The 18,286-nt window shown below is 70.8% G+C and carries 19 protein-coding genes; 4 read left to right on the top strand and 15 right to left on the bottom strand.

Going from position 1 to position 18,286, the window contains the following annotated elements; translation table 11 throughout:
• Window positions 1-300: 300 nt before the first annotated feature.
• The 3 genes from ACQPY0_RS11040 to ACQPY0_RS11030 form a co-directional block, all read right to left on the bottom strand.
• Complete coding sequence (locus ACQPY0_RS11040; RefSeq protein ID WP_432987527.1) at window positions 301-2,247, bottom strand: ABC transporter ATP-binding protein; 1,947 nt, start codon at window positions 2,245-2,247, stop codon at window positions 301-303.
• Window positions 2,248-2,355: 108 nt separating this feature from the next.
• On the bottom strand, window positions 2,356-3,129 hold the full coding sequence (locus tag ACQPY0_RS11035; protein WP_432987525.1) for an enoyl-CoA hydratase/isomerase family protein: 774 nt from the start codon (window positions 3,127-3,129) through the stop codon (window positions 2,356-2,358).
• Window positions 3,126-3,350: a helix-turn-helix domain-containing protein gene (locus tag ACQPY0_RS11030; RefSeq protein ID WP_033359767.1), complete on the bottom strand. Its 225-nt coding sequence runs from the start codon at window positions 3,348-3,350 to the stop codon at window positions 3,126-3,128. The genes ACQPY0_RS11035 and ACQPY0_RS11030 overlap by 4 nt, the downstream gene beginning before the upstream one ends.
• Before the next feature lie 618 nt (window positions 3,351-3,968).
• Here ACQPY0_RS11030 and ACQPY0_RS11025 point away from each other — a divergent pair.
• Entirely contained in the window at window positions 3,969-4,820 is an 852-nt protein-coding gene (locus ACQPY0_RS11025; RefSeq protein ID WP_432987523.1) for a hypothetical protein, read from the top strand.
• A gap of 396 nt (window positions 4,821-5,216) precedes the next feature.
• Here the strand turns inward: ACQPY0_RS11025 and ACQPY0_RS11020 are convergent, their stop codons facing one another.
• The gene (locus ACQPY0_RS11020) at window positions 5,217-6,815 is read right to left on the bottom strand and encodes an ABC-F family ATP-binding cassette domain-containing protein (RefSeq protein ID WP_432987521.1); all 1,599 of its coding nucleotides are present in this window, start codon (window positions 6,813-6,815) and stop codon (window positions 5,217-5,219) included.
• A 199-nt stretch (window positions 6,816-7,014) separates the two neighbouring features.
• Here ACQPY0_RS11020 and ypfJ point away from each other — a divergent pair, with 199 nt between their 5' ends.
• Both ypfJ and ACQPY0_RS11010 read left to right on the top strand, forming a co-directional pair.
• Complete coding sequence (gene ypfJ, locus ACQPY0_RS11015) at window positions 7,015-7,968, top strand: KPN_02809 family neutral zinc metallopeptidase (protein ID WP_432987519.1); 954 nt, start codon at window positions 7,015-7,017, stop codon at window positions 7,966-7,968.
• Window positions 7,965-8,639 (top strand): DNA alkylation repair protein, encoded by a 675-nt coding sequence (locus ACQPY0_RS11010; RefSeq protein ID WP_432987517.1) that lies wholly within the window; start codon window positions 7,965-7,967, stop codon window positions 8,637-8,639. Before ypfJ ends, ACQPY0_RS11010 begins: the two co-directional genes overlap by 4 nt.
• On the opposite strand, the gene ACQPY0_RS11005 is transcribed toward ACQPY0_RS11010, so the two are convergent.
• The 9 genes from ACQPY0_RS11005 to ACQPY0_RS10965 all read right to left on the bottom strand — a co-directional run bounded on the left by ACQPY0_RS11005 (window position 8,623) and on the right by ACQPY0_RS10965 (window position 15,955).
• Window positions 8,623-9,270, bottom strand: a complete 648-nt coding sequence (locus tag ACQPY0_RS11005) for a LysE family transporter (RefSeq protein ID WP_432987515.1) — start codon at window positions 9,268-9,270, stop codon at window positions 8,623-8,625. The genes ACQPY0_RS11010 and ACQPY0_RS11005 overlap by 17 nt on opposite strands.
• A gap of 254 nt (window positions 9,271-9,524) precedes the next feature.
• Window positions 9,525-9,851: a metal-sulfur cluster assembly factor gene (locus ACQPY0_RS11000; protein ID WP_432987513.1), complete on the bottom strand. Its 327-nt coding sequence runs from the start codon at window positions 9,849-9,851 to the stop codon at window positions 9,525-9,527.
• Window positions 9,848-10,300, bottom strand: a complete 453-nt coding sequence (sufU, locus tag ACQPY0_RS10995) for a Fe-S cluster assembly sulfur transfer protein SufU (RefSeq protein ID WP_432987511.1) — start codon at window positions 10,298-10,300, stop codon at window positions 9,848-9,850. The genes ACQPY0_RS11000 and sufU overlap by 4 nt, the downstream gene beginning before the upstream one ends.
• A complete protein-coding gene (locus ACQPY0_RS10990; RefSeq protein WP_432987509.1) occupies window positions 10,300-11,595 on the bottom strand; it encodes a cysteine desulfurase in 1,296 nt (431 codons plus the stop codon). The genes sufU and ACQPY0_RS10990 overlap by 1 nt, the downstream gene beginning before the upstream one ends.
• 11 nt (window positions 11,596-11,606) lie before the next feature.
• Window positions 11,607-12,383: a Fe-S cluster assembly ATPase SufC gene (sufC, locus tag ACQPY0_RS10985; RefSeq protein ID WP_432987507.1), complete on the bottom strand. Its 777-nt coding sequence runs from the start codon at window positions 12,381-12,383 to the stop codon at window positions 11,607-11,609.
• On the bottom strand, window positions 12,380-12,706 hold the full coding sequence (locus ACQPY0_RS10980; RefSeq protein ID WP_432987505.1) for a bifunctional 3-phenylpropionate/cinnamic acid dioxygenase ferredoxin subunit: 327 nt from the start codon (window positions 12,704-12,706) through the stop codon (window positions 12,380-12,382). The genes sufC and ACQPY0_RS10980 overlap by 4 nt, the downstream gene beginning before the upstream one ends.
• Window positions 12,703-13,842 carry a Fe-S cluster assembly protein SufD gene (sufD, locus tag ACQPY0_RS10975; protein ID WP_432987503.1) on the bottom strand — a complete coding sequence of 380 codons (1,140 nt, stop codon included), beginning with the start codon at window positions 13,840-13,842 and terminating at the stop codon, window positions 12,703-12,705. Before sufD ends, ACQPY0_RS10980 begins: the two co-directional genes overlap by 4 nt.
• On the bottom strand, window positions 13,839-15,245 hold the full coding sequence (gene sufB, locus ACQPY0_RS10970; RefSeq protein WP_432987501.1) for a Fe-S cluster assembly protein SufB: 1,407 nt from the start codon (window positions 15,243-15,245) through the stop codon (window positions 13,839-13,841). Before sufB ends, sufD begins: the two co-directional genes overlap by 4 nt.
• On the bottom strand, window positions 15,242-15,955 hold the full coding sequence (locus ACQPY0_RS10965; protein ID WP_432987499.1) for a helix-turn-helix transcriptional regulator: 714 nt from the start codon (window positions 15,953-15,955) through the stop codon (window positions 15,242-15,244). Before ACQPY0_RS10965 ends, sufB begins: the two co-directional genes overlap by 4 nt.
• 130 nt (window positions 15,956-16,085) lie before the next feature.
• Here ACQPY0_RS10965 and ACQPY0_RS10960 point away from each other — a divergent pair, with 130 nt between their 5' ends.
• Window positions 16,086-17,030, top strand: coding sequence for a COX15/CtaA family protein (locus ACQPY0_RS10960; RefSeq protein WP_432987497.1), 945 nt, complete (start codon window positions 16,086-16,088; stop codon window positions 17,028-17,030).
• On the opposite strand, the gene ACQPY0_RS10955 is transcribed toward ACQPY0_RS10960, so the two are convergent.
• Both ACQPY0_RS10955 and ACQPY0_RS10950 read right to left on the bottom strand, forming a co-directional pair.
• Window positions 16,970-17,542 (bottom strand): GNAT family N-acetyltransferase, encoded by a 573-nt coding sequence (locus ACQPY0_RS10955; RefSeq protein ID WP_432995168.1) that lies wholly within the window; start codon window positions 17,540-17,542, stop codon window positions 16,970-16,972. The genes ACQPY0_RS10960 and ACQPY0_RS10955 overlap by 61 nt on opposite strands.
• Window positions 17,499-18,251 carry a DUF4184 family protein gene (locus ACQPY0_RS10950; RefSeq protein ID WP_432987495.1) on the bottom strand — a complete coding sequence of 251 codons (753 nt, stop codon included), beginning with the start codon at window positions 18,249-18,251 and terminating at the stop codon, window positions 17,499-17,501. Before ACQPY0_RS10950 ends, ACQPY0_RS10955 begins: the two co-directional genes overlap by 44 nt.
• Window positions 18,252-18,286 lie beyond the last annotated feature (35 nt).

Here is an 18,286-nt window from a genome sequence, read left to right as displayed (position 1 = left end):
ACGGGCGAGCAGGCGCGGCCCATGAGGGCGCGGCAGGCGCGGCCCATGAGGGCGCGGCAGGCGCGGGCCCTTACGCGCGTGGGCAGGCGCTGCCCGATGAACGCGCGAGCAGGCGCAAGCCCGTCGAGGGGCCAGCACGCGCAGGCCTGTGGCGGGCGCACAGGCACGAGCACGTAGACACGCGGGCTGGCAGGCGCGGTCCGTCGACGGGCGAACGGACGCGGGGCCGTGAGCGCCGGCGTAGGGCGTAGCTCCCACCGGACGCGGGGCCGTGAGCGCGGGCGTAGGGCGTAGCACCCGTTAGGGGGTTGGGACTGAGGGGGCGGTTGGGTGGGGTATTGGGGACGTTGGGTGGGGCAAGGGGGAGTCGACTACGGCGAACTGGGTTCGGTACAGGTCGGCGTATAGGCCGCCGGCCGTTACCAGGTCGTCGTGGGGGCCTCGCTCTACTATGCGGCCGTTGTCTACCACCAGGATCTCGTCGGCGTCTCTGATTGTGCTGAGGCGGTGGGCGATCACCAGGGCCGTTCGGCCGGACAGGGCTTCGGACAGGGCTCGCTGGACCGCGGCCTCCGATTCTGAGTCCAGGTGGGCCGTGGCCTCGTCCAGGATGACGATCGACGGGGCCTTCAGCAGGAGGCGGGCGATCGCGATGCGCTGCTTCTCGCCGCCCGAGAAACGGTAGCCGCGTTCACCGACGACCGTGTCCAGGCCGTCCGGCAGGGACTCGACCAGGTCGCCGATCTGGGCGCGGCGCAGGGCCGTCCACAGCTCGTCGTCCGTCGCGCCGGGCTTGGCGTAGCGCAGGTTTTCCGCGATCGTCTCGTGGAACAGGTGGGAGTCCTGGGTGACCACGCCGATCGTGTCGCGCAGCGACTGCAGGGTCGCGTCGCGGACGTCGACGCCGCCGACCAGGACCGCGCCGCTCGTGGCGTCGTAGATGCGGGGCAGAAGCATCGCCGTCGTGGACTTGCCGGCGCCCGACGGGCCGACCAGGGCGACCATCCGGCCCGGCGCGACGGTGAAGGAGACGCCGCGCAGGACCTCCTCGGTGACCGTGCGGTCCAGGGCGGCCACGTCCTCCAGGGAGGCCAGCGAGATCTCGGCGGCGCTCGGGTAGCGGAAGTGCACGTCGCGAAACTCGACCGTCGCGGCGTCGCGCGGGATCTCGCGGGCGTCGGGACGCTCGGCGATCGATGGGGCAAGGTCGAGAACCTCGAAGACGCGCTCGAAGCTCACCAGTGCGCTCATGACGTCGACGCGCACGTTGGACAGGGCCGTGAGCGGACCGTAGAGCCTGGTGAGCAGCAGGGCGAGCGTCACGACGGTGCCGGCGGTGATGCGACCGTGCACGGCGAGCCAGCCGCCCAGCCCGTAGGTCAGCGCCTGGGCGAGGGACGCGACGAGCAGCATGCTGACGAAGAAGACGCGGCTGAACATGGCGGTCTGGATGCCGATGTCACGGACCCGGCCGGCGCGCTCGGCGAAGCGTTCGGCCTCGGCGTCGGGGCGGCCGAAGAGCTTGACGAGCAGGGCGCCGGCGACGCCGAACCGCTCGGTCATGGTGGCGTTCATCTTCGCGTCGAGCTGATACGCCTCGCGGGTGATGGCGGCCAGGCGCCGGCCGACCCGGCGGGCGGGCAGGATGAACAGTGGCAGCATCACGAGCGACAGCAGGGTGATCTGCCACGACAGGGTGAGCATCACCGCGGCGGTCAGCACGAGCTGGATGACGTTGCTGACGACGCCGGACAGGGTCGAGGTGAAGGCGCGCTGGGCGCCCTGCACGTCGTTGTTGAGCCGGCTGACGAGCGCGCCGGTTTGCGTGCGGGTGAAGAACTGCAGGGGCATGCGCTGCACGTGGTCATACACCAACCGGCGCAGCGAGAGGATGATGCCCTCGCCGATCCGCGCCGAATACCACCTCTGGGCGAGCGACAGGAGCGAGTCCACGACGGCGAGCCCGCCGATCAGCAGCGCGATGCGCACCACGGCCGTCCCGGCGTCGGGCCCGCCCGCATTGATCTTGTTGACGACGTCACCGGCGAGATAGGGCGTGGCGACGCCGATGCCGGCGCCGAGCACCACGGTGATCAGGAAGATCACGATGTCGCGCCGGTAGGGCCGGGCGAAGCGCAGGATGCGCCGGGTCGTGTCCCGGCTGAGCTTCTTGCCCGCCAGCTCGTCGGCCTTGCGCAGCGAGCGCAGGGTCTCCCACCCCGTCATGCTGCTCATCGGCGAGGACATGCCGCACACCCCCGGTCGCTTCGTACCTACCGGGGATGATTCTGCCCGGCAGGTACGACAACTTTTGGAGGGCACGAAGCCTTCCCGTCCGCGACCAGGTCTTTGGTCCTACTCCCCCAGTCCCGACAGATCCGCGATGCGCCGCAGCTGGGCCGAGCGCTCCGCGGCCTCCTGCTCGGCGAACGAACGCCCGGCGGCCTGGGCCAGCAGCGCCTTGATCTCGATGACGGCGTCGCGGGGGCCGGCGAGCACCGCGGCGGCGAGGTCGCTGGCGGCGTCGTCGAGCTCCGCACGGGGTACGACCACGTTGGCCAGGCCGATCTGTGACGCCTCGGCCGCCGCCACGCGCCGCCCGGTGACGCACAGTTCGAGCGCCCGGGCGTAGCCGACCAGCTCGACCAGGCGCTTCGTGCCGCCGAGATCCGGCACGAGGCCGAGCTTGATCTCGGCCATGCTGAAGGAGACGTCCTCGGCGACGACCCGGAAGTCGCAGGCGAGGGCGAGCTGGAAGCCGCCGCCGATGGCATGGCCCTGGACTGCTGCGATGGAGATCAGCGAGGGCCGGCGCAGCCAGGAGAAGGCCTCCTGGAAACCCGCGATGCGGGCGTCGGAGTCGGTGCCGACGGCGAGGGCGCCGAGCATCTTGGTCGCGGCGTTGGTGTCGAGTCCGGCTGAGAAGGCCCGACCCTCACCGCGGACGATGACGACGCGTACGTCACCCGGCAGCTTCCGTCCGAACTCGCGCAGATCGGCCCAGAGCTCGGGGGTCTGCGCGTTGAGGACCTGGGGCCGGCACAACGTCACCGTCGCAACCGGCCCGTCGAGGTCGAATCGCGCTTCTCCCGATTCGGGATCGGCGCTTGCCGAGGGGCTGACGTTCACGCCTTCTTGCGGCGCCGGGCGCCGCCACGTTGACGAAGCTGAACGCCGGATTCGGTCAGCACGCGGTGCACGAATCCATAGGAACGGCCGGTGGAAGCGGCGAGCGCACGGATACTCTCACCGTTGGTGTACCGCTTCACGAGGTCCTTCGCCAGCGTCTGCCTTTCGGCGCCGACGATCCGGCGACCCTTCTCGGTGCTGGTGGTGGCGGTGGCTGCCATGCTGATCCCTCACGTCCCAGACAGAGCGGTTGGTGCGGTCCCACCTATTAGACCGCCTCGAACGATCATGCGCTAGATATCGACGGCACGCCAACCGACACGCAGAGCATTGTCAGCTACCCGATACCGTGATGGGCCGTGATGAGCGAACCGCCCTCCGACCCGCCACGGACTGCGCAACGTGAGCGCCGCGATGCGCTGTGTTGGCTCCTACTGGCCCTCGGCGGCCTCGCCCTGGCCGCACTCGCGGTGCAGCTCGACGCTCGCCTGGGCACCGCCAGTGCCCCCTTCCTCGGTAGGTACAAGATCAGGGTCGGTCCGGGCTCGGTTCTGGCCCCGCTCGTCGCCGCCGGGACGCTCTGGTTCGCCGCGTCGGGAAGGTTCACCCGCCTGAGGTGGCACGAAATTCAGCTATTCGGGTACACGGTAGGGCTGGCGTGGGCAATTGCTTTGGCGCTTGTCGATGGTTGGTCGGGCCTTACGAAAGCCCTCGGGTCACCCGAGGAATACCTGGGCGACGTAAGGCAGGTGGGTGACGAACCGCTGACATACCTCAGACATTTCACGGCCGACGCCGCGTACCACTCGGTAGCGTCCCGGGGCCATCCGCCGGGCCCCGTGCTCTTTTTGTGGGCACTGCAGCGAATCGGGGTCACCGACCACATTATCCTCGGTTTCCTGATCACCGCCGTATCGGTGCTCACGATTCCGTTGGTACTCGCCGCCGTGCGCGACTCGGTCGGCGAGGAAGCGGCCCGGCGGTACCTTCCGGTGCTCGTCCTCGCCCCTTACGCGATCTGGACGGCGGTCAGCCTGGACGGCCTCGTGGCGGTCCTGGGCGCCGCCGCGATCGTCTCGGGCCTGCGGGCGAGCCGGCGCCGGATGCGCGGCTGGGCGGCCACGGGCTGGGCCGTCCTGGCAGGCCTCCTCGTCGGGGTGGCCGCCCTGTTCTCCTACTCCGCGCCGTGGCTCGGGCTCTCCCTGGTTTGTGTGTACTTCGCGAGGCGCCGCGCCGCCCTCAACGTCCTCAGCGGCGTCGGCGCCCTCCTGCCAGTCCTGGGCGTGCAGCTGCTGGGGTTCGAGTGGGCGGACGGGCTCGTGGCGGCGGAGACGGACTACGCCAGCCGTGTCGCGCCGTACCGCTCGGTGCTGTGGTGGAGCGCGATCAGCGTCGTCGTCCTGCTGCTCGCCGCAGGGCCGCCGCTGTACGCCAGCGGACGGAAGGTCAGGAACACCGCCATGTGGCCCTTCCTCGTCGGCGCCGGGGCGGCGGTGGTGTTCTCGATCGCCGCGGGGCTGGCGCGTGGCGGGGTCGAGCACGCCTGGCTGCCGTTCTTCCCGTGGCTGACGGTGGCGGCGGTGGCGCCCGAGCGGCCGGCGGGGGATCCGCCGCCGGCACCGCTGCTCCTGGTGGGGCTGGGCGCGGTCGCGGCGGTCCTGATCGAGGGCGTACTCGTCACACCCTGGTGAAACGGACTTGCCGCCTGTCAGGCGAAAAATCCGATATGTCCGGCGCGCCAGCGCCGGACATATCGTGATGGAAGGTACTCAAACGCCGGACGCTTCGCGATGGAGGGCGCCCAGGAACCGGACATATCGCGACGGAAGACACCCCAGACGCCGGACACTTCGCGATGGAGGGCGCTCAGGCGCCAGACATATCGCGAATGGAAGGCACCCAGACGCCGGACATATCGTGACGGAAGGCACTCAGGCGGCCGGACGTTTCACGATGGAGCCGGACATTTCGCACGGAAGGAGCTCCGGCAAGGGCACGACGGCCAAACGGCAATGCCACGGTGCGGCGCGGGATGGGGCAGTCAGCCGCCCCGGCCACGAGACCCCCGACGGTCCGGACATGCAACCTCAGGCGAGCTCGACCAGCTCCAGCAGATCGTCGCTCCAGGCATCCTCCACCCCGTCGGGCAGCAGGATCGCCCGGTCGGGCTTGAGCGCCTGCACGGCCCCGGGATCGTGGGTGACCAGGACGATGGCGCCCGGGTATCGCGCGATGGCGTCCAGCACCTGCTCCCGACTCACGGGGTCGAGGTTGTTGGTCGGCTCGTCCAGCAGCAGGACGTTGGCGCCGGAGCAGACGAGCGTGGCCAGGGCGAGCCGGGTCTTCTCGCCGCCGGACAGGACGCCCGCCGGCTTGTCGACGTCGTCGCCGGTGAACAGGAAGGCGCCGAGGATCTTGCGCAGCTCGGTGTCGTTCTGCTCGGGCGCGGCCGAGCGCATGATCTGCAGGATGGTGCGGTCGACCTCGAGCTGCTCGTGCTCCTGCGCATAGTATCCCCGCTGCAGCCCGTGCCCGGGGGTCACCTCGCCGGTGTCGGGGTCGAGCTCGCCGGCCAGCATGCGCAGCAGCGTCGTCTTGCCGGCGCCGTTGAGGCCCAGGATCGCCACGCGCGAGCCGCGGTCGACGGCGACGTTGACGTCCATGAAGATCTCGAGGGAGCCGTAGGACTTCGACAGGCCGCGGGCGGTCAGCGGGGTCTTGCCGCAGGCCTTGGGCTCGGGGAAGCGGACCTTGGCGACCTTGTCGGCGACGCGCACCTCTTCGAGGCCGTCGAGCATGCGCTCGGCGCGGCGGGCCATGTTCTGCGCGGCGACGGTCTTCGTGGCCTTGGCGCGCATCTTGTCGGCCTGGGCGAGCAGGGCGCCGGCCTTCTTCTCGGCGTTGGCGCGCTCGCGGCGGCGGCGCTTCTCGTCGGTCTCGCGCTGCTGCTGGTAGAGCTTCCAGCCCACGTTGTAGAAGTCGATCGTGGCACGGTTGGCGTCGAGGTACCACACCTTGTTGACGATCGCGTCCAGCAGGTCGACGTCGTGGGAGATGACCACGAGCCCGCCCTTGTGGCTGGACAGAAAGCCGCGCAGCCACGAGATGCTGTCCGCGTCCAGGTGGTTGGTGGGCTCGTCGAGCAGCAGGATCCCGCCGCCGGTGGCGCTCGCGTCGCGGAACAGGATGCGGGCCAGCTCGATGCGGCGCCGCTGACCGCCGGACATGGTGCCGATGGTCTGGCCGAGCACGCGGTCGGGCAGGCCCAGGTTGGCGCAGATGCGGGCGGCCTCGGCCTCGGCCGCGTAGCCGCCGAGCCCCGCGAACTGGTCCTCCAGCTGGCCGTAGCGGCGGATGAGCCGCTCGTCGTCGCCGAGCCGGGCCTCCAGCGCCTTCATCTCGGCGTAGATGGTGTCGAGCCCGCGCGCGGAGAGGACCCGGTCGCGGGCGGTCACCTCGAGGTCGCCGGTGCGCGGGTCCTGGGGCAGGTATCCGACCGGGCCGCGCCGCTCCACCTGCCCGGCGTGCGGAGTGCCCTCGCCGGCGAGCACCTTGAGGGTGGTGGTCTTGCCGGCGCCGTTACGGCCCACGAGGCCGATGCGGTCGCCGGGCTGGACGCGCAGGTTGATGTCGCTGAGCAGGATGCGGGCACCAGCGCGCAACTCAAGACCGTTTGTCGTGATCACAGCGGGAACTCTTTCTCGAGTGGGGGGACAGACTCCTGGTGACAGACTTCTGGTGTCTCAACAGGGTCACTCCCTCTGCGTGATCACGGCGATAGTCTACCGTGCGACCCGAGTGGCCCCGCCACACGATTCCGTCACAAGATCAACGGGTACTCCGCTCAAGCAGACGCCGGTCGATACCAACCCCCCGAGGTGCGCGATGGAGTTCAACGACGACGCCGATCTCGACAGCAGCCAGGTCAACGACCTGCGCGGGTCGGGCGGCGGTGGAGGCGGTAGCGGCTTCGGCGGCTTCGGCGGCCTGGGCGGCATTCCGATCCCGATCGGGGGAGGCCGCGGCGGCATCATCATCACGGTCATCATCCTGGCGGTGGTGCTCTGCGGCGGTGGCGGCCTCTTCGGCAGCGGCCTGCTGGGCGGGGGCGGCGGCGGCGACAAGAAGGCCGACAACGGCAAGATCAACAAACAGTGCGACAAGTCGAACCCGGACCGCTTCAAGAACGCCGACTGCCGCAACGTGCTGTACATCAACTCCGTCCAGGCCTACTGGAAGACCGAGCTGCCGGCGGCGTTCGGCAAGCAGTACAAGCCGGCCCAGACGAACTTCTTCAGCCGGTCCGTGAGCACCGGCTGCGGCGCGGCCGACTCCGGCGTCGGCCCCTTCTACTGCCCGGCCGACAGCCAGGTGTACATCGACCTGACCTTCTACAACGAGCTCAACAGCCGCTTCGGCGCCAAGGGCGAGTTCGCCGCGCCGTACGTGATCGCCCACGAGTACGGCCACCACGTGCAGAACCTCCTGGGCACCAACGCCAAGGCGCAGCAGGGTTCGCAGCAGGGAGCGAACTCGGCGTCGGTACGGCTGGAGCTGCAGGCCGACTGCTACGCCGGCACGTGGGCCAACCACGCCACGCAGACCAAGGACCCGCAGGGCGACGCGCTGTTCAAGTCCATCAGCGAGCAGGACATCGCCGAGGCCGTGCAGGCCGCCGAGGCGATCGGCGACGACACGATTCAGAAGAAGGCCGGCGGCCGGGTCAACCCCGACGGGTTCACGCACGGCACGTCGGCGCAGCGCAAGAAGTGGTTCCTGCAGGGGTACAACACCGGCGACCCGCGCCAGTGTGACACGTTCAACACCAGCAACCCGTGACGGGCGATCTCCTCGAACGCCTCCGGCACGTCTTCGGCGCGGCCGCCGACCCCGGGCGGGCCGCGCCGATGCGGGCCTACATGCGCGAGCAGTTCGAGTTTCTCGGCATTCCGAGCGTCCCCCGCCGGGAGCTGACCCGGGTCGTACTCCGCGGAGCGGGCCGGCCCACCGAGCGCGACCTCACGCGGGTCGCGCTCGCGTGCTGGGCGCTGCCGGAGCGGGAGTACCAGTACTTCGCCTGCGACTACCTGCAGAAGCACGCGAAGGTCCTGACCCCGGCCGCGCTGCCCGTGCTGCGCGAGCTCGTCACCACCAGGTCCTGGTGGGACACGGTCGACATCCTGGCCTCCAACGTCGCCGGCCCGCTGGTCACCGCCCACCCGCAGCTGCTGTCCACGATGGACGCCTGGACGGCGCCGGGGACGAACCTGTGGCTGGTGCGCACGGCGATCCTGCATCAGCTGCGCTACCGCGAGCAGACCGACCGCGACCGGCTGTTCGGCTACTGCGCGCGCTGGGCGGGCGAGCCGGACTTCTTCATCCGCAAGGGCATCGGCTGGGCGCTGCGGGAGTACGCCAAGACGGACCCGGCCGGGGTGCGCGAGTTCGTCGCGGACCACCCCGGCCTGTCCGCCTTGTCCAAGCGGGAGGCTCTCAAGAACCTGGCTTGACGACGAGCAGCACCGCGAGCACGGCGATGAAGGCGCTCGACACGATCGCCGTCCAGAATCGCCCGCGGGCCCCGGTGAGCACCCGGCCGAGCAGCGTCCCGCTTCCGGCGAGCATGAGCTGCCAACTGGCGGAGGCGGCGAACGCGGCCGCCACCCAGACGGCCTCGGCCGCGGCGGAGAGCCCGTCGTCGGCGCGGCGGCCGAGAACGAGCGCCCCGAAGTACACCACGGTGGCAGGGTTGAGCAGTGTCAGCCCGAGCAGCGCCAGGTACGCCCCGAGGGGCCGCCCCATCCGCCCCTCGGCCGTGCGCGCCGTGGCCCGTTCCCCGCGATGCCGCAGTGCTTCCCAACCGGTCTTGGCGGCCAGGCCGAGCAGCACCACGGCGGCAAGCCACCGCAGGGCTGCGGACATCGGGGCGATGAACCCGGCCAGAGCGGCCCCGCCGAGCACCGCGATGACCGCGTAGATCCCGTCCGCGGTGGCGACCCCCAGCGCGGCGGCGGCCCCGACCCGCCACGAGTGGCGCGAGGCGAGGCCGACGATGAGCGCACCGATGGCCCCGACGGGGATGGCGACGCCATATCCGGCGAGGAGGCCGCTGCCGACCACCTCGCCGATCCCGGCGCTCACGCCCGCGGCTTGCGGCTCGCCTCCGTCACGGCGCCGGACTGCTGTCGCGCGAACCCCTCGCCGGCGGCGGTGGATTCGGGCAGCGACGGCGCTCGGAAGCAGGTCATGCGGCGATGATGCCGACCGCGAGCCCCACTCGCCAGCGATTTAGCGGTGACGCCGCATTATCATGATAAAGGCGATAAATCCGGATACGGAACGTGTCCGGATTTATCGGGACAGCACGGTCCAGACTCGGGCCGGGACAGCACGGTTCAGACGTTGAAGCCCAGGGAACGCAGCTGGTCGCGGCCCTCGTCGGTGATCTTGTCCGGGCCCCACGGCGGCAGCCAGACCCAGTTGATGCGGATGTCCGAGACCAGCCCGCCGCCCGGGCCCGTGCACAGCGCCTGGCGGGCCTGGTCCTCGATGACGTCGGTCAGGGGGCAGGCCGCTGAGGTCAGGGTCATGTCGAGGGTGGCGACGTTCTCCTCGTCGACGTGGATGCCGTAGACAAGGCCGAGGTCGACGACGTTGATGCCCAGCTCGGGGTCGACGACGTCCTTCATCGCCTCTTCGATGTCGGCCAGGACTGCGGTCATGAGGACTCCTCAGGAGAAGTGGAGGCGCGCATCAGCGCGTCCTTGTAGGCCATCCAGGGCAGCAGCGCGCACTTCACGCGGGCCGGATACTTGGCCACGCCCGCGAACGCCACCGCGTCCTCCAGCACCGCCTCGTCCGGCTCGACCTTGCCGCGGCCGGCCATCAGCTCGGCGAAGGCCTCGTGGCGGCGCAGGGAGTCCTCGACGCTCGCGCCCTTGAGCAGGTCGTAGAGGACGCTGGCGGAGGCCTGGCTGATCGAGCAGCCCATGCCCTCGTAGGAGACGTCGGCCACGCTGCCGGACTTGAGCGACACGCGCAGGGTCACCTCGTCGCCGCAGGTCGGGTTGACGTGGTGCGCCTCGGCGTCGAAGGGCTCGCGCAGGCCGCGGCCGTGCGGATGCTTGAAGTGGTCCAGGATGATCTCCTGGTACAGCTGGTCGATCTGCATCAGGCGAAGACCTTCCGGACCCGTTCGACCCCGCGGACCAGGGCGTCGATCTCGTCGTTGGTCGTGTAGAGGTAGAAGGACGCGCGGGTCGTGGCCGGCACGCCGAAGCGCACGCACGTGGGGCGGGCGCAGTGGTGGCCGACGCGAACCTGGACACCCGAGTCGTCGAGGATCTGGCCGACGTCGTGCGGGTGGACGCCCTCGACGGTGAAGGAGATCGTCGCCCCGCGGTCCACAGTGGACTTCGGGCCGATGATCCGCACGTACGGCAGCGAGCCGAGCGCGTCCAGCGCGTACGCGGTCAGGGCCTTCTCGTGCGCGACGACGTTGTCCATGCCGACGCCCGTCAGGTAGTCCACCGCGGCGCCGAGGCCGACGGCCTGGGCGATCGGCGGGGTGCCGGCCTCGAAGCGGGCCGGCGGCGGCATGAACGTCGTGCCGGTCATGGAAACCGTCTCGATCATCGAGCCGCCGCCGAGGAACGGGGGCATCGCCTCGAGCAGCTCCAGCCGGCCCCACAGCGCGCCGATGCCGGTCGGGCCGAGCATCTTGTGGCCGGTGAAGGCGACGAAGTCGGCGCCGAGCGCGGCCACGTCGACGGGGATGTGCGGCACCGACTGGGAGCCGTCGAGCAGCACGAGCGCTCCGACCGCGCGGGCCCTGGCGACGAGCACGTCGACGGGGTTGATGGTGCCGAGGATGTTCGAGTAGTGCACGAACGCGACCAGCTTGGTGCGCGGGTTGATCAGCTCGTCCATGTCGGACAGATCGAGGCGGCCCTCGTCGGTCATCCCGAACCAGCGCAGGGTCGCGCCGGTGCGCTGGGCGAGCAGCTGCCACGGCACGATGTTGGAGTGGTGCTCCATCTCGGTCACGACGATCTCGTCGCCGGGGCCGAGCCGGAAGCGCGAGTCGTCGCCCGGTCTGGGTCGGTCTCCGCGAAGCGTCGCCGAGCCAGACTGGGCGTCTCGCGGGGTGAACGCGTGTGCGACGAGGTTGATCGCCTCGGTCGAGTTCTTCGTGAAGACGATCTCGGCGGACGACGGGGCCCCGACGAAGCCCGCGATCCGGTCGCGGGCCCCCTCGTAGGCCTCCGTCGCCTCGGTGCCCAGGGTGTGCACCGAGCGGGCCACGTTGGCGTTGTGCTGCTCGTAGTGCTCCCGCACCGCGTCGATCACCTGGCGCGGCTTCTGCGAGGTGTTCCCCGAGTCCAGGTAGACCAGCGGGTTGCCGTTGATCGTGCGGTCGAGGATCGGGAAGTCCTTGCGGACGGTCTCGACGTCGAGTGCGGTCATGGTGTCGTCCCTCAGGCGATCGAGGCCGGGGCGGCGTCGGCGAGGTACCGCTTGTACCCGGTGTCCTCCAGCTGCTCCGCCAGCTCCGGGCCGCCCTCCTCGACGATCCGCCCGCCGACGAAGACGTGCACGAAGTCCGGCTTGATGTATCGCAGGATGCGCGTGTAGTGCGTGATGAGCAGCAGCCCGGTCGCGCCCTGCTCGCGCACCCGGTTGACGCCCTCGCTGACGACGCGCAGCGCGTCGACGTCGAGGCCGGAGTCGGTCTCGTCGAGCACCGCGATCCTCGGCTTGAGCAGCTCCAGCTGCATGATCTCGTGGCGCTTCTTCTCGCCGCCGGAGAAGCCCTCGTTGACGTTGCGCTGGGCGAACGCCGGGTCCATCTGCAGCTTCTCCATGGCCCCGCGCAGCTCACCGGCCCAGGTGCGCAGCTTCGGCGCCTCGCCGGAGATGGCGGTCTTGGCGGTGCGCAGGAAGTTCGCGACCGAGACGCCGGGGACCTCGACCGGGTACTGCATGGCCAGGAACAGCCCGGCCCGGGCGCGCTCGTCGACGGTCATCGCCAGCACGTCCTGGCCGTCGAGCGTCACGGCACCGCCGGTGACCTCGTAGCGCGGGTGCCCGGCGACCGCGTACGCCAGGGTGGACTTGCCGGAGCCGTTGGGCCCCATGATGGCGTGGGTCTCCCCCGCCCGGACGGTCAGGTCGACCCCGGCGAGGATCGGCTTGAGCTCACCGTCGGGCAGCTTGACCGAGACCTGCAGGTTGCTGATCGAGAGCTCGCTCACGTGGTTACTCCGTTGCTCGGGTTCAGGTCGATGTAGACGTCGCCGTCGCGGATCTCGACCGCGTAGACCGGGACCGGCTCGGTGGCGGGCAGCCCGGTGGGCTCACCGGTGCGCAGGTCGAAGCGCGAGCCGTGCAGCCAGCACTCCAGGGTGCAGCCCTCGACCTCGCCCTCGCTCAGCGCGACCGCCGCGTGCGAGCACTCGTCGTAGACGGCGTAGAACTTGTCGTCGTCGGCGTGGACCAGTGCGATCTCGGTCCCATCGACCGTGACCTGCACGACCTCGCCCTTGGCCACGTCGGCCACGGAACAGACTCGAATCACGAACCGGCCTCTTCCAGCCGCGCCTCGATCGCGGCGCCGAGGCGCTCGCGCAGCCCCACGACCGGGATCTTCGCCAGCAACTCGTGGAAGAAGCCGCGCACGACGAGCTTGCGGGCCTGGTCGTCCGGGATGCCCCGGGACATGAGGTAGAACAGCTGCTCGTCGTCGAAGCGGCCGGTGGCGCTCGCGTGGCCGGCCCCGGCGACCTCGCCGGTCTCGATCTCCAGGTTGGGCACGGAGTCGGCGCGGGCGCCGTCGCTCAGCACGAGGTTGCGATTGATCTCGTACGTGTCCGTGCCCGTCGCCTCCGCCCGGATCAGCACGTCGCCGACCCACACGGTGTGCGCGTCCGCGCCCTGCAGCGCGCCGCGGTAGGCGACGTAGCTGCGGCAGTCCGGCACGGAGTGGTCGACGAGCAGCCGGTGCTCCAGGTGCTGGCCGGCGTCGGCGAAGTAGAGCCCGAACGCGTCGAGCTCGCCGCCGCGGCCGGTGTAGTCGACGCTGGTGTACTGCCGCACGAGGTCGCCACCGAGGGTCACCTGCACGTGCGTGACCTTGGCGTCGCGGCCGATACGGAAGCGCACGTGCTGCGCCTGCACCGCGTCCGCGTCCCAATCGGTGACGGTGACGAGCGTCAGCTTGGCGCCCTCGGCGACGAGCACCTCGACGTTGTCGGCGAGCGTGACGGTGCCGGTCTGCTCCAGCACGACGACGGCCTCGGCGAACCGGCCCACCTCGACCACGGTGTGCCCGTACGCCAGGTCGGCGCTCGCGCCCACCAGACGTACGACCGCGGGCTCTTGCAGAACCGCGTCGGGCGCCACCGCGACCAGCAGCGCCTCGCTCGCGCCGCCCGCGGCCAGGGCGCTGATGCGGTCGAACGGGGTCAGCGCCGAGCCGACCCGCGGGTCGCTGCGCTCGACGGTGGACACGGCGACGCCGACCGGCAGCGCGTCGGCCTCGACCTTCGGCGTGGTGGCGCCGGGACCGGTCGCGCTGGCCAGCCCGCGGAGGCGCTTGAGCGGCGTGAAGCGCCACTCCTCCTCGCGGCCGGTGAGCGCCGGAAAGTCGTTGACGTCGAAAGATCTGACCTGCTGAGCCCGGGTCTTGGGCGGGACCAACACGGGTGCGCTCATCCGACTGCGCCCTCCATCTGCAGCTCGATGAGCCGGTTGAGCTCCAACGCGTACTCCATGGGCAGTTCCTTGGCGATCGGCTCGATGAAGCCGCGCACGATCATCGCCATGGCCTCGTCCTCGGTGAGGCCGCGCGACATGAGGTAGAAGAGCTGGTCGTCGCTGATCTTCGACACGGTCGCCTCGTGCCCCATCGACACGTCGTCCTCGCGGATGTCGACGTAGGGGTAGGTGTCGGAGCGGGAGACCGTGTCGACCAGCAGGGCGTCGCACTTGACCGTGGACTTCGAGTGGTGCGAGCCCTCCAGGACCTGCACGAGGCCGCGGTACGACGTGCGACCGCCGGCGCGCGCGATCGACTTCGACACGATGGTCGAGGAGGTGTGCGGCGCGGCGTGGACCATCTTGGCGCCGGCGTCCTGGTGCTGGCCCTCGCCGGCCATGGCGACGCTGAGCACCTCGCCCTTGGCGTGCTCGCCGGTCATGAAGACCGCCGGGTACTTCATCGTGACCTTGGAGCCGAGGTTGCCGTCGATCCACTCCATGGTGGCGCCCTCGTGGCAGACCGCCCGCTTGGTGACCAGGTTGTAGACGTTGGTCGACCAGTTCTGGATGGTGGTGTACCGGCAGCGCGCGTTCTTCTTCACGATGATCTCGACGACCGCGGAGTGCAGGGAGTCCGACGAGTAGATCGGCGCGGTGCAGCCCTCGACGTAGTGCACGTAGGCGCCCTCGTCGACGATGATCAGGGTCCGCTCGAACTGGCCCATGTTCTCGGTGTTGATCCGGAAGTACGCCTGCAGCGGGATCTCCACGTGCACGCCCTTCGGCACGTAGATGAAGCTGCCGCCGGACCAGACCGAGGTGTTGAGCGCGGCGAACTTGTTGTCCCCGACCGGGATGACGGTGCTGAAGTACTCCTTGAAGAGCTCCTCGTGCTCGCGCAGCGCCGTGTCGGTGTCCAGGAAGACGACGCCCTGCTCCTCGAGGTCCTCGCGGATCTTGTGGTAGACGACCTCGGACTCGTACTGCGCGGCCACGCCCGCGATCAGCCGCTGCTTCTCGGCCTCGGGGATGCCCAGCTTGTCGTAGGTGTTCCTGATGTCCTCGGGCAGGTCTTCCCAGCTCGCCGCCTGCTTCTCGGTCGAGCGGACGAAATACTTGATGTTGTCGAAGTCGATGTGCGACAGGTCCGCGCCCCACGCCGGCATCGGCTTGCGGTCGAACAGCCGCAGACCCTTGAGCCGCAGGTCGAGCATCCACTGGGGCTCGGACTTCTTCGCCGAGATGTCGCGCACGACGTCCTGGTTGAGGCCGCGGCGCGCCGAGGCCCCCGCGATGTCGGAGTCGGCCCAGCCGTACTCGTACCGACCGAGGCCGGCCAGCTGATCGGCAGTCGTCATCTCACGATCCTTTGCCTGTCGGAACGGGCTCCGGCATGGACCGGGGCCGGAATGTGGGTGGTGCAGACACCGTCGCCGTTGGCGATGGTGGCCAGCCGCTGGACGTGCGTGCCGACCAGGCGCGAGATCACCTGGGTCTCGGCCTCGCACAGCTGCGAGAACTCGGCGGCGACGTGGGCCACCGGGCAGTGGTGCTGACACAGCTGCCCGCCGGAGGCGATCGTCGTCGCGCCGGCGGCGTAGCCCTCGGCCGTCAGCGCCCGCGCCAGGGCCTCGGCCCGGGCCAGCGGGTCGACGCCGGCCTCGGCCATGGCCGAGCGGCAGCGCTCCTCCAGCCCCGCGACCTGGGCGGCGGCGAACGCGGCGACCTCGGCCGGCCCGCCGTGCTCGGCGATCCAGCGCAGGGCCGCGGCGGCCAGGCCGTCGTAGGTGTGCGGCAGCGTCTCGCGGGCGGCGGCGGTCAGCGTGAACACGCGCGCAGGGCGGCCCCGGCCGCGCGGGCCGCGCTCGGGGCGCTCACGGCACTCGACCAGCCCCTCGGCGTGCATGACGTCGAGGTGGCGGCGCACCCCGGCAGGGCTCAGCCCGAGGGCGGCCCCCAGCTCGGTGGCGGTGGCGGAGCCCTCCTGCAGCAGCAGCTCGGTCACGCGGTCACGGGTCCGCACGTCGAGCGCCGCGTCGGCGCGCGCCGGTACTTCACCGTTTTTCACAACACCAACGTTACGTAATTCAGGGTGGTCGGGCAAACCACCGCCCGGGTGATCCACCGCACGGAAGGTAAACCTAACCAAACCTCGGGCGGCTGCGGGGCGATATGTAGCCTGGCGTAGTATCGCCCGCGTGAGTTGGGTGGGAGTGTGGCTGGAGCGGCCCTCGACGCTACGGCGCGCGGCGCTGGCGTCGCTCGTGGCCAACATCGGCATCGTGTGCACCGGCGGCCTGGTCCGCCTGACGGGGTCGGGGCTGGGCTGCCCGACATGGCCACGGTGCACCGACGACTCCTACGTGACCACCCGCGAGATGGGCTACCACGGGATCATCGAGTTCGGCAACCGCACGCTGACCGGCGTGCTGAGCGTGCTCGCGCTGGTCGCCATCGCCGCGGCCTGGCGGCAGCGGGCCCGCTCGAAGGCGGCGCTGCGGGCGGCGGTGTGGGTGCTGGCCGGCATCGCGGCGCAGGGCGTCCTCGGCGGCATCACGGTGCGGCTGGCGCTCAACCCGTGGAGCGTGGCCGTGCACTTCCTCGCCTCGATCGCGCTGATCGCCCTGGTCTTCGTGTTCTGGGACCGCACCCGGGCGGAGCCGCCGCGCTGGAGCGCCCCGCGGGCGATGCGAACCGCCGGCGTGGTGATCACGGTGGTGTCGGCGGCGACGCTCGTGCTGGGCACGATCGTCACCGGCAGCGGCCCGCACTCCGGCGACACCCGCGCGACCCGCACCGGCTTCGACCCGCAGGCGATGTCGCAGCTGCACGGCGACGCGGTGTTCGTGCTGGTCGGGCTCTCGATCGCGATGTGGTTCGGCCTGCGCGCCCTCGGGGCACCACTGCGGGTCACCCGCGCCGCGGCGATCCTGGTGATCGTCGAGCTCGCGCAGGGGGTCGTCGGCTTCGTGCAGTACTTCACCGGCCTGCCCTGGCCCGTGGTCATCCTGCACATGCTGGGCGCCTGCCTGGTGTGGACGGCGACGCTGAACCTCATGGCCCGCGTCGCCGCGAAGCCCGCTCAGTCCGGGGCCGACTCCGCCGAGGGCGACCGCGACCACTCGCTGGCCAGCACCGCGTAGCGAGCGTCGTCGGGCCGTTTTCCCCTCCCCTGCCGTCCCCCTTCCCCCAACCCGCTCTGCAGCTCCAGGCCCTCGCGGCGGAACCCGAGCCGCGAAAGCAGCCGCGCCGAGCGCGCGTTGCGCCCGTCGACCGAGGCGTGCACGCGGTGCAGGCCCTCCCCGACGAGCAGGTGGTCGACGACCCGCCGCACGGCCTCGGCCGCGTAGCCGTGACCCTGGGCCCGGGGCTCGAGCGTGAATCCGATCTCGGCCTGCCGCCCGAGGTCGTGCCGGTTCACGCCGACATCGCCGATGAGCAGCCCGTCCTGCGTGCGCTCGATCGCGTACTGGAACCAGCCCTCGGCGCGCGGGTCGCGCCCGTCCAGCCCGGCGATGAACGCGACGGCGTCCCGCAGCGGGAAGGGCGCGTCCCAGGACTGGTACCGCGCCACCTGCGGGTCCGACCGGTAGGCGGCCAGCACCGGGGCGTCATCGAGGCGGAAGGCCCGCAGCAGCAGTCGCTCGGTCTGCATCAACACTGCGCGACTGTACGGCGAGCGCCCCCGCCAGCAGCGCCACGGCCACCCCCGACAGGAGCCGGACGCCGAGGACGTGCACGCGGTCGGGGTAGCCGAACCACTCGAGGCGGTGCTCGCCCAGCGCCCAGACCAGGGCGAGCGCCGCGGCCCCGGCGGCGACCGCGACGCCCCAGAACCGGGCCATGCGCCGCGGCACCTGCGGCGCCTCGCCGTGCCACTCGCGGATCTTGTGGCGCAGCCCGGCGTACGCCATGAACAGCGGCAGCAGGAGCAGCGCGGCGCAGTCGCTGGCCCGGCGGATCGACCACCACGCCTCGACCGGCCCGGGGTGGGTGACGAGATCCCACAGCAGGTGGCTGACCGCGCCGAGCAGGGCGGAGCAGGCGGTGACGTACCAGCGGTGCCGGACCCGGCCGAGCACGCCGTACTCGCGCAGCCACCCGGGCAGCCACCGTGGGACGTGCGCGGCCACGGCGGGCGCCCCGAGCCGGATGACCCACGCCGTCGCGACCGCGGCGGGCACGCTCCACCAGAACAGCGCCAAAACGGTGTGCGAGTGGATGCGCAAGCCGATCCCGTCGAAGGCGTACGCCATGTCGGGCGCGCAGGCCCCGGTGGCCAGCGCCACCCCGTCGAACCAGCGGGGCCGCCAGAGCTTGAGCGGTAGCACGGCGAGCGGATGCGTCGGCAGTGTCGAAGGCACGCCCCGATGCTGGCAGCGCGACCGGCCCCGGGGAC

This window comes from Dactylosporangium sp. CA-233914, from assembly GCF_050942935.1.
Lineage (GTDB): Bacteria > Actinomycetota > Actinomycetes > Mycobacteriales > Micromonosporaceae > Dactylosporangium.
Note: the sequence above shows the minus strand (reverse complement) of the source record. Positions and strands in the feature narration are given on the sequence as shown.

Coding starts and splice junctions, on each gene's coding strand:
- sufU (WP_432987511.1), bottom strand. CDS start 10,300: ATGCAGATCGACCAGCTGTACCAGGAGATCATCCTGGACCACTTCAAG.
- sufD (WP_432987503.1), bottom strand. CDS start 13,842: ATGAGCGCACCCGTGTTGGTCCCGCCCAAGACCCGGGCTCAGCAGGTC.
- ACQPY0_RS10990 (WP_432987509.1), bottom strand. CDS start 11,595: ATGACCGCACTCGACGTCGAGACCGTCCGCAAGGACTTCCCGATCCTC.
- ACQPY0_RS11030 (WP_033359767.1), bottom strand. CDS start 3,350: ATGGCAGCCACCGCCACCACCAGCACCGAGAAGGGTCGCCGGATCGTC.
- sufB (WP_432987501.1), bottom strand. CDS start 15,245: ATGACGACTGCCGATCAGCTGGCCGGCCTCGGTCGGTACGAGTACGGC.
- ACQPY0_RS10955 (WP_432995168.1), bottom strand. CDS start 17,542: ATGCAGACCGAGCGACTGCTGCTGCGGGCCTTCCGCCTCGATGACGCC.
- ACQPY0_RS11000 (WP_432987513.1), bottom strand. CDS start 9,851: ATGACCGCAGTCCTGGCCGACATCGAAGAGGCGATGAAGGACGTCGTC.
- ACQPY0_RS11040 (WP_432987527.1), bottom strand. CDS start 2,247: ATGTCCTCGCCGATGAGCAGCATGACGGGGTGGGAGACCCTGCGCTCG.
- ypfJ (WP_432987519.1), top strand. CDS start 7,015: ATGGAGTTCAACGACGACGCCGATCTCGACAGCAGCCAGGTCAACGAC.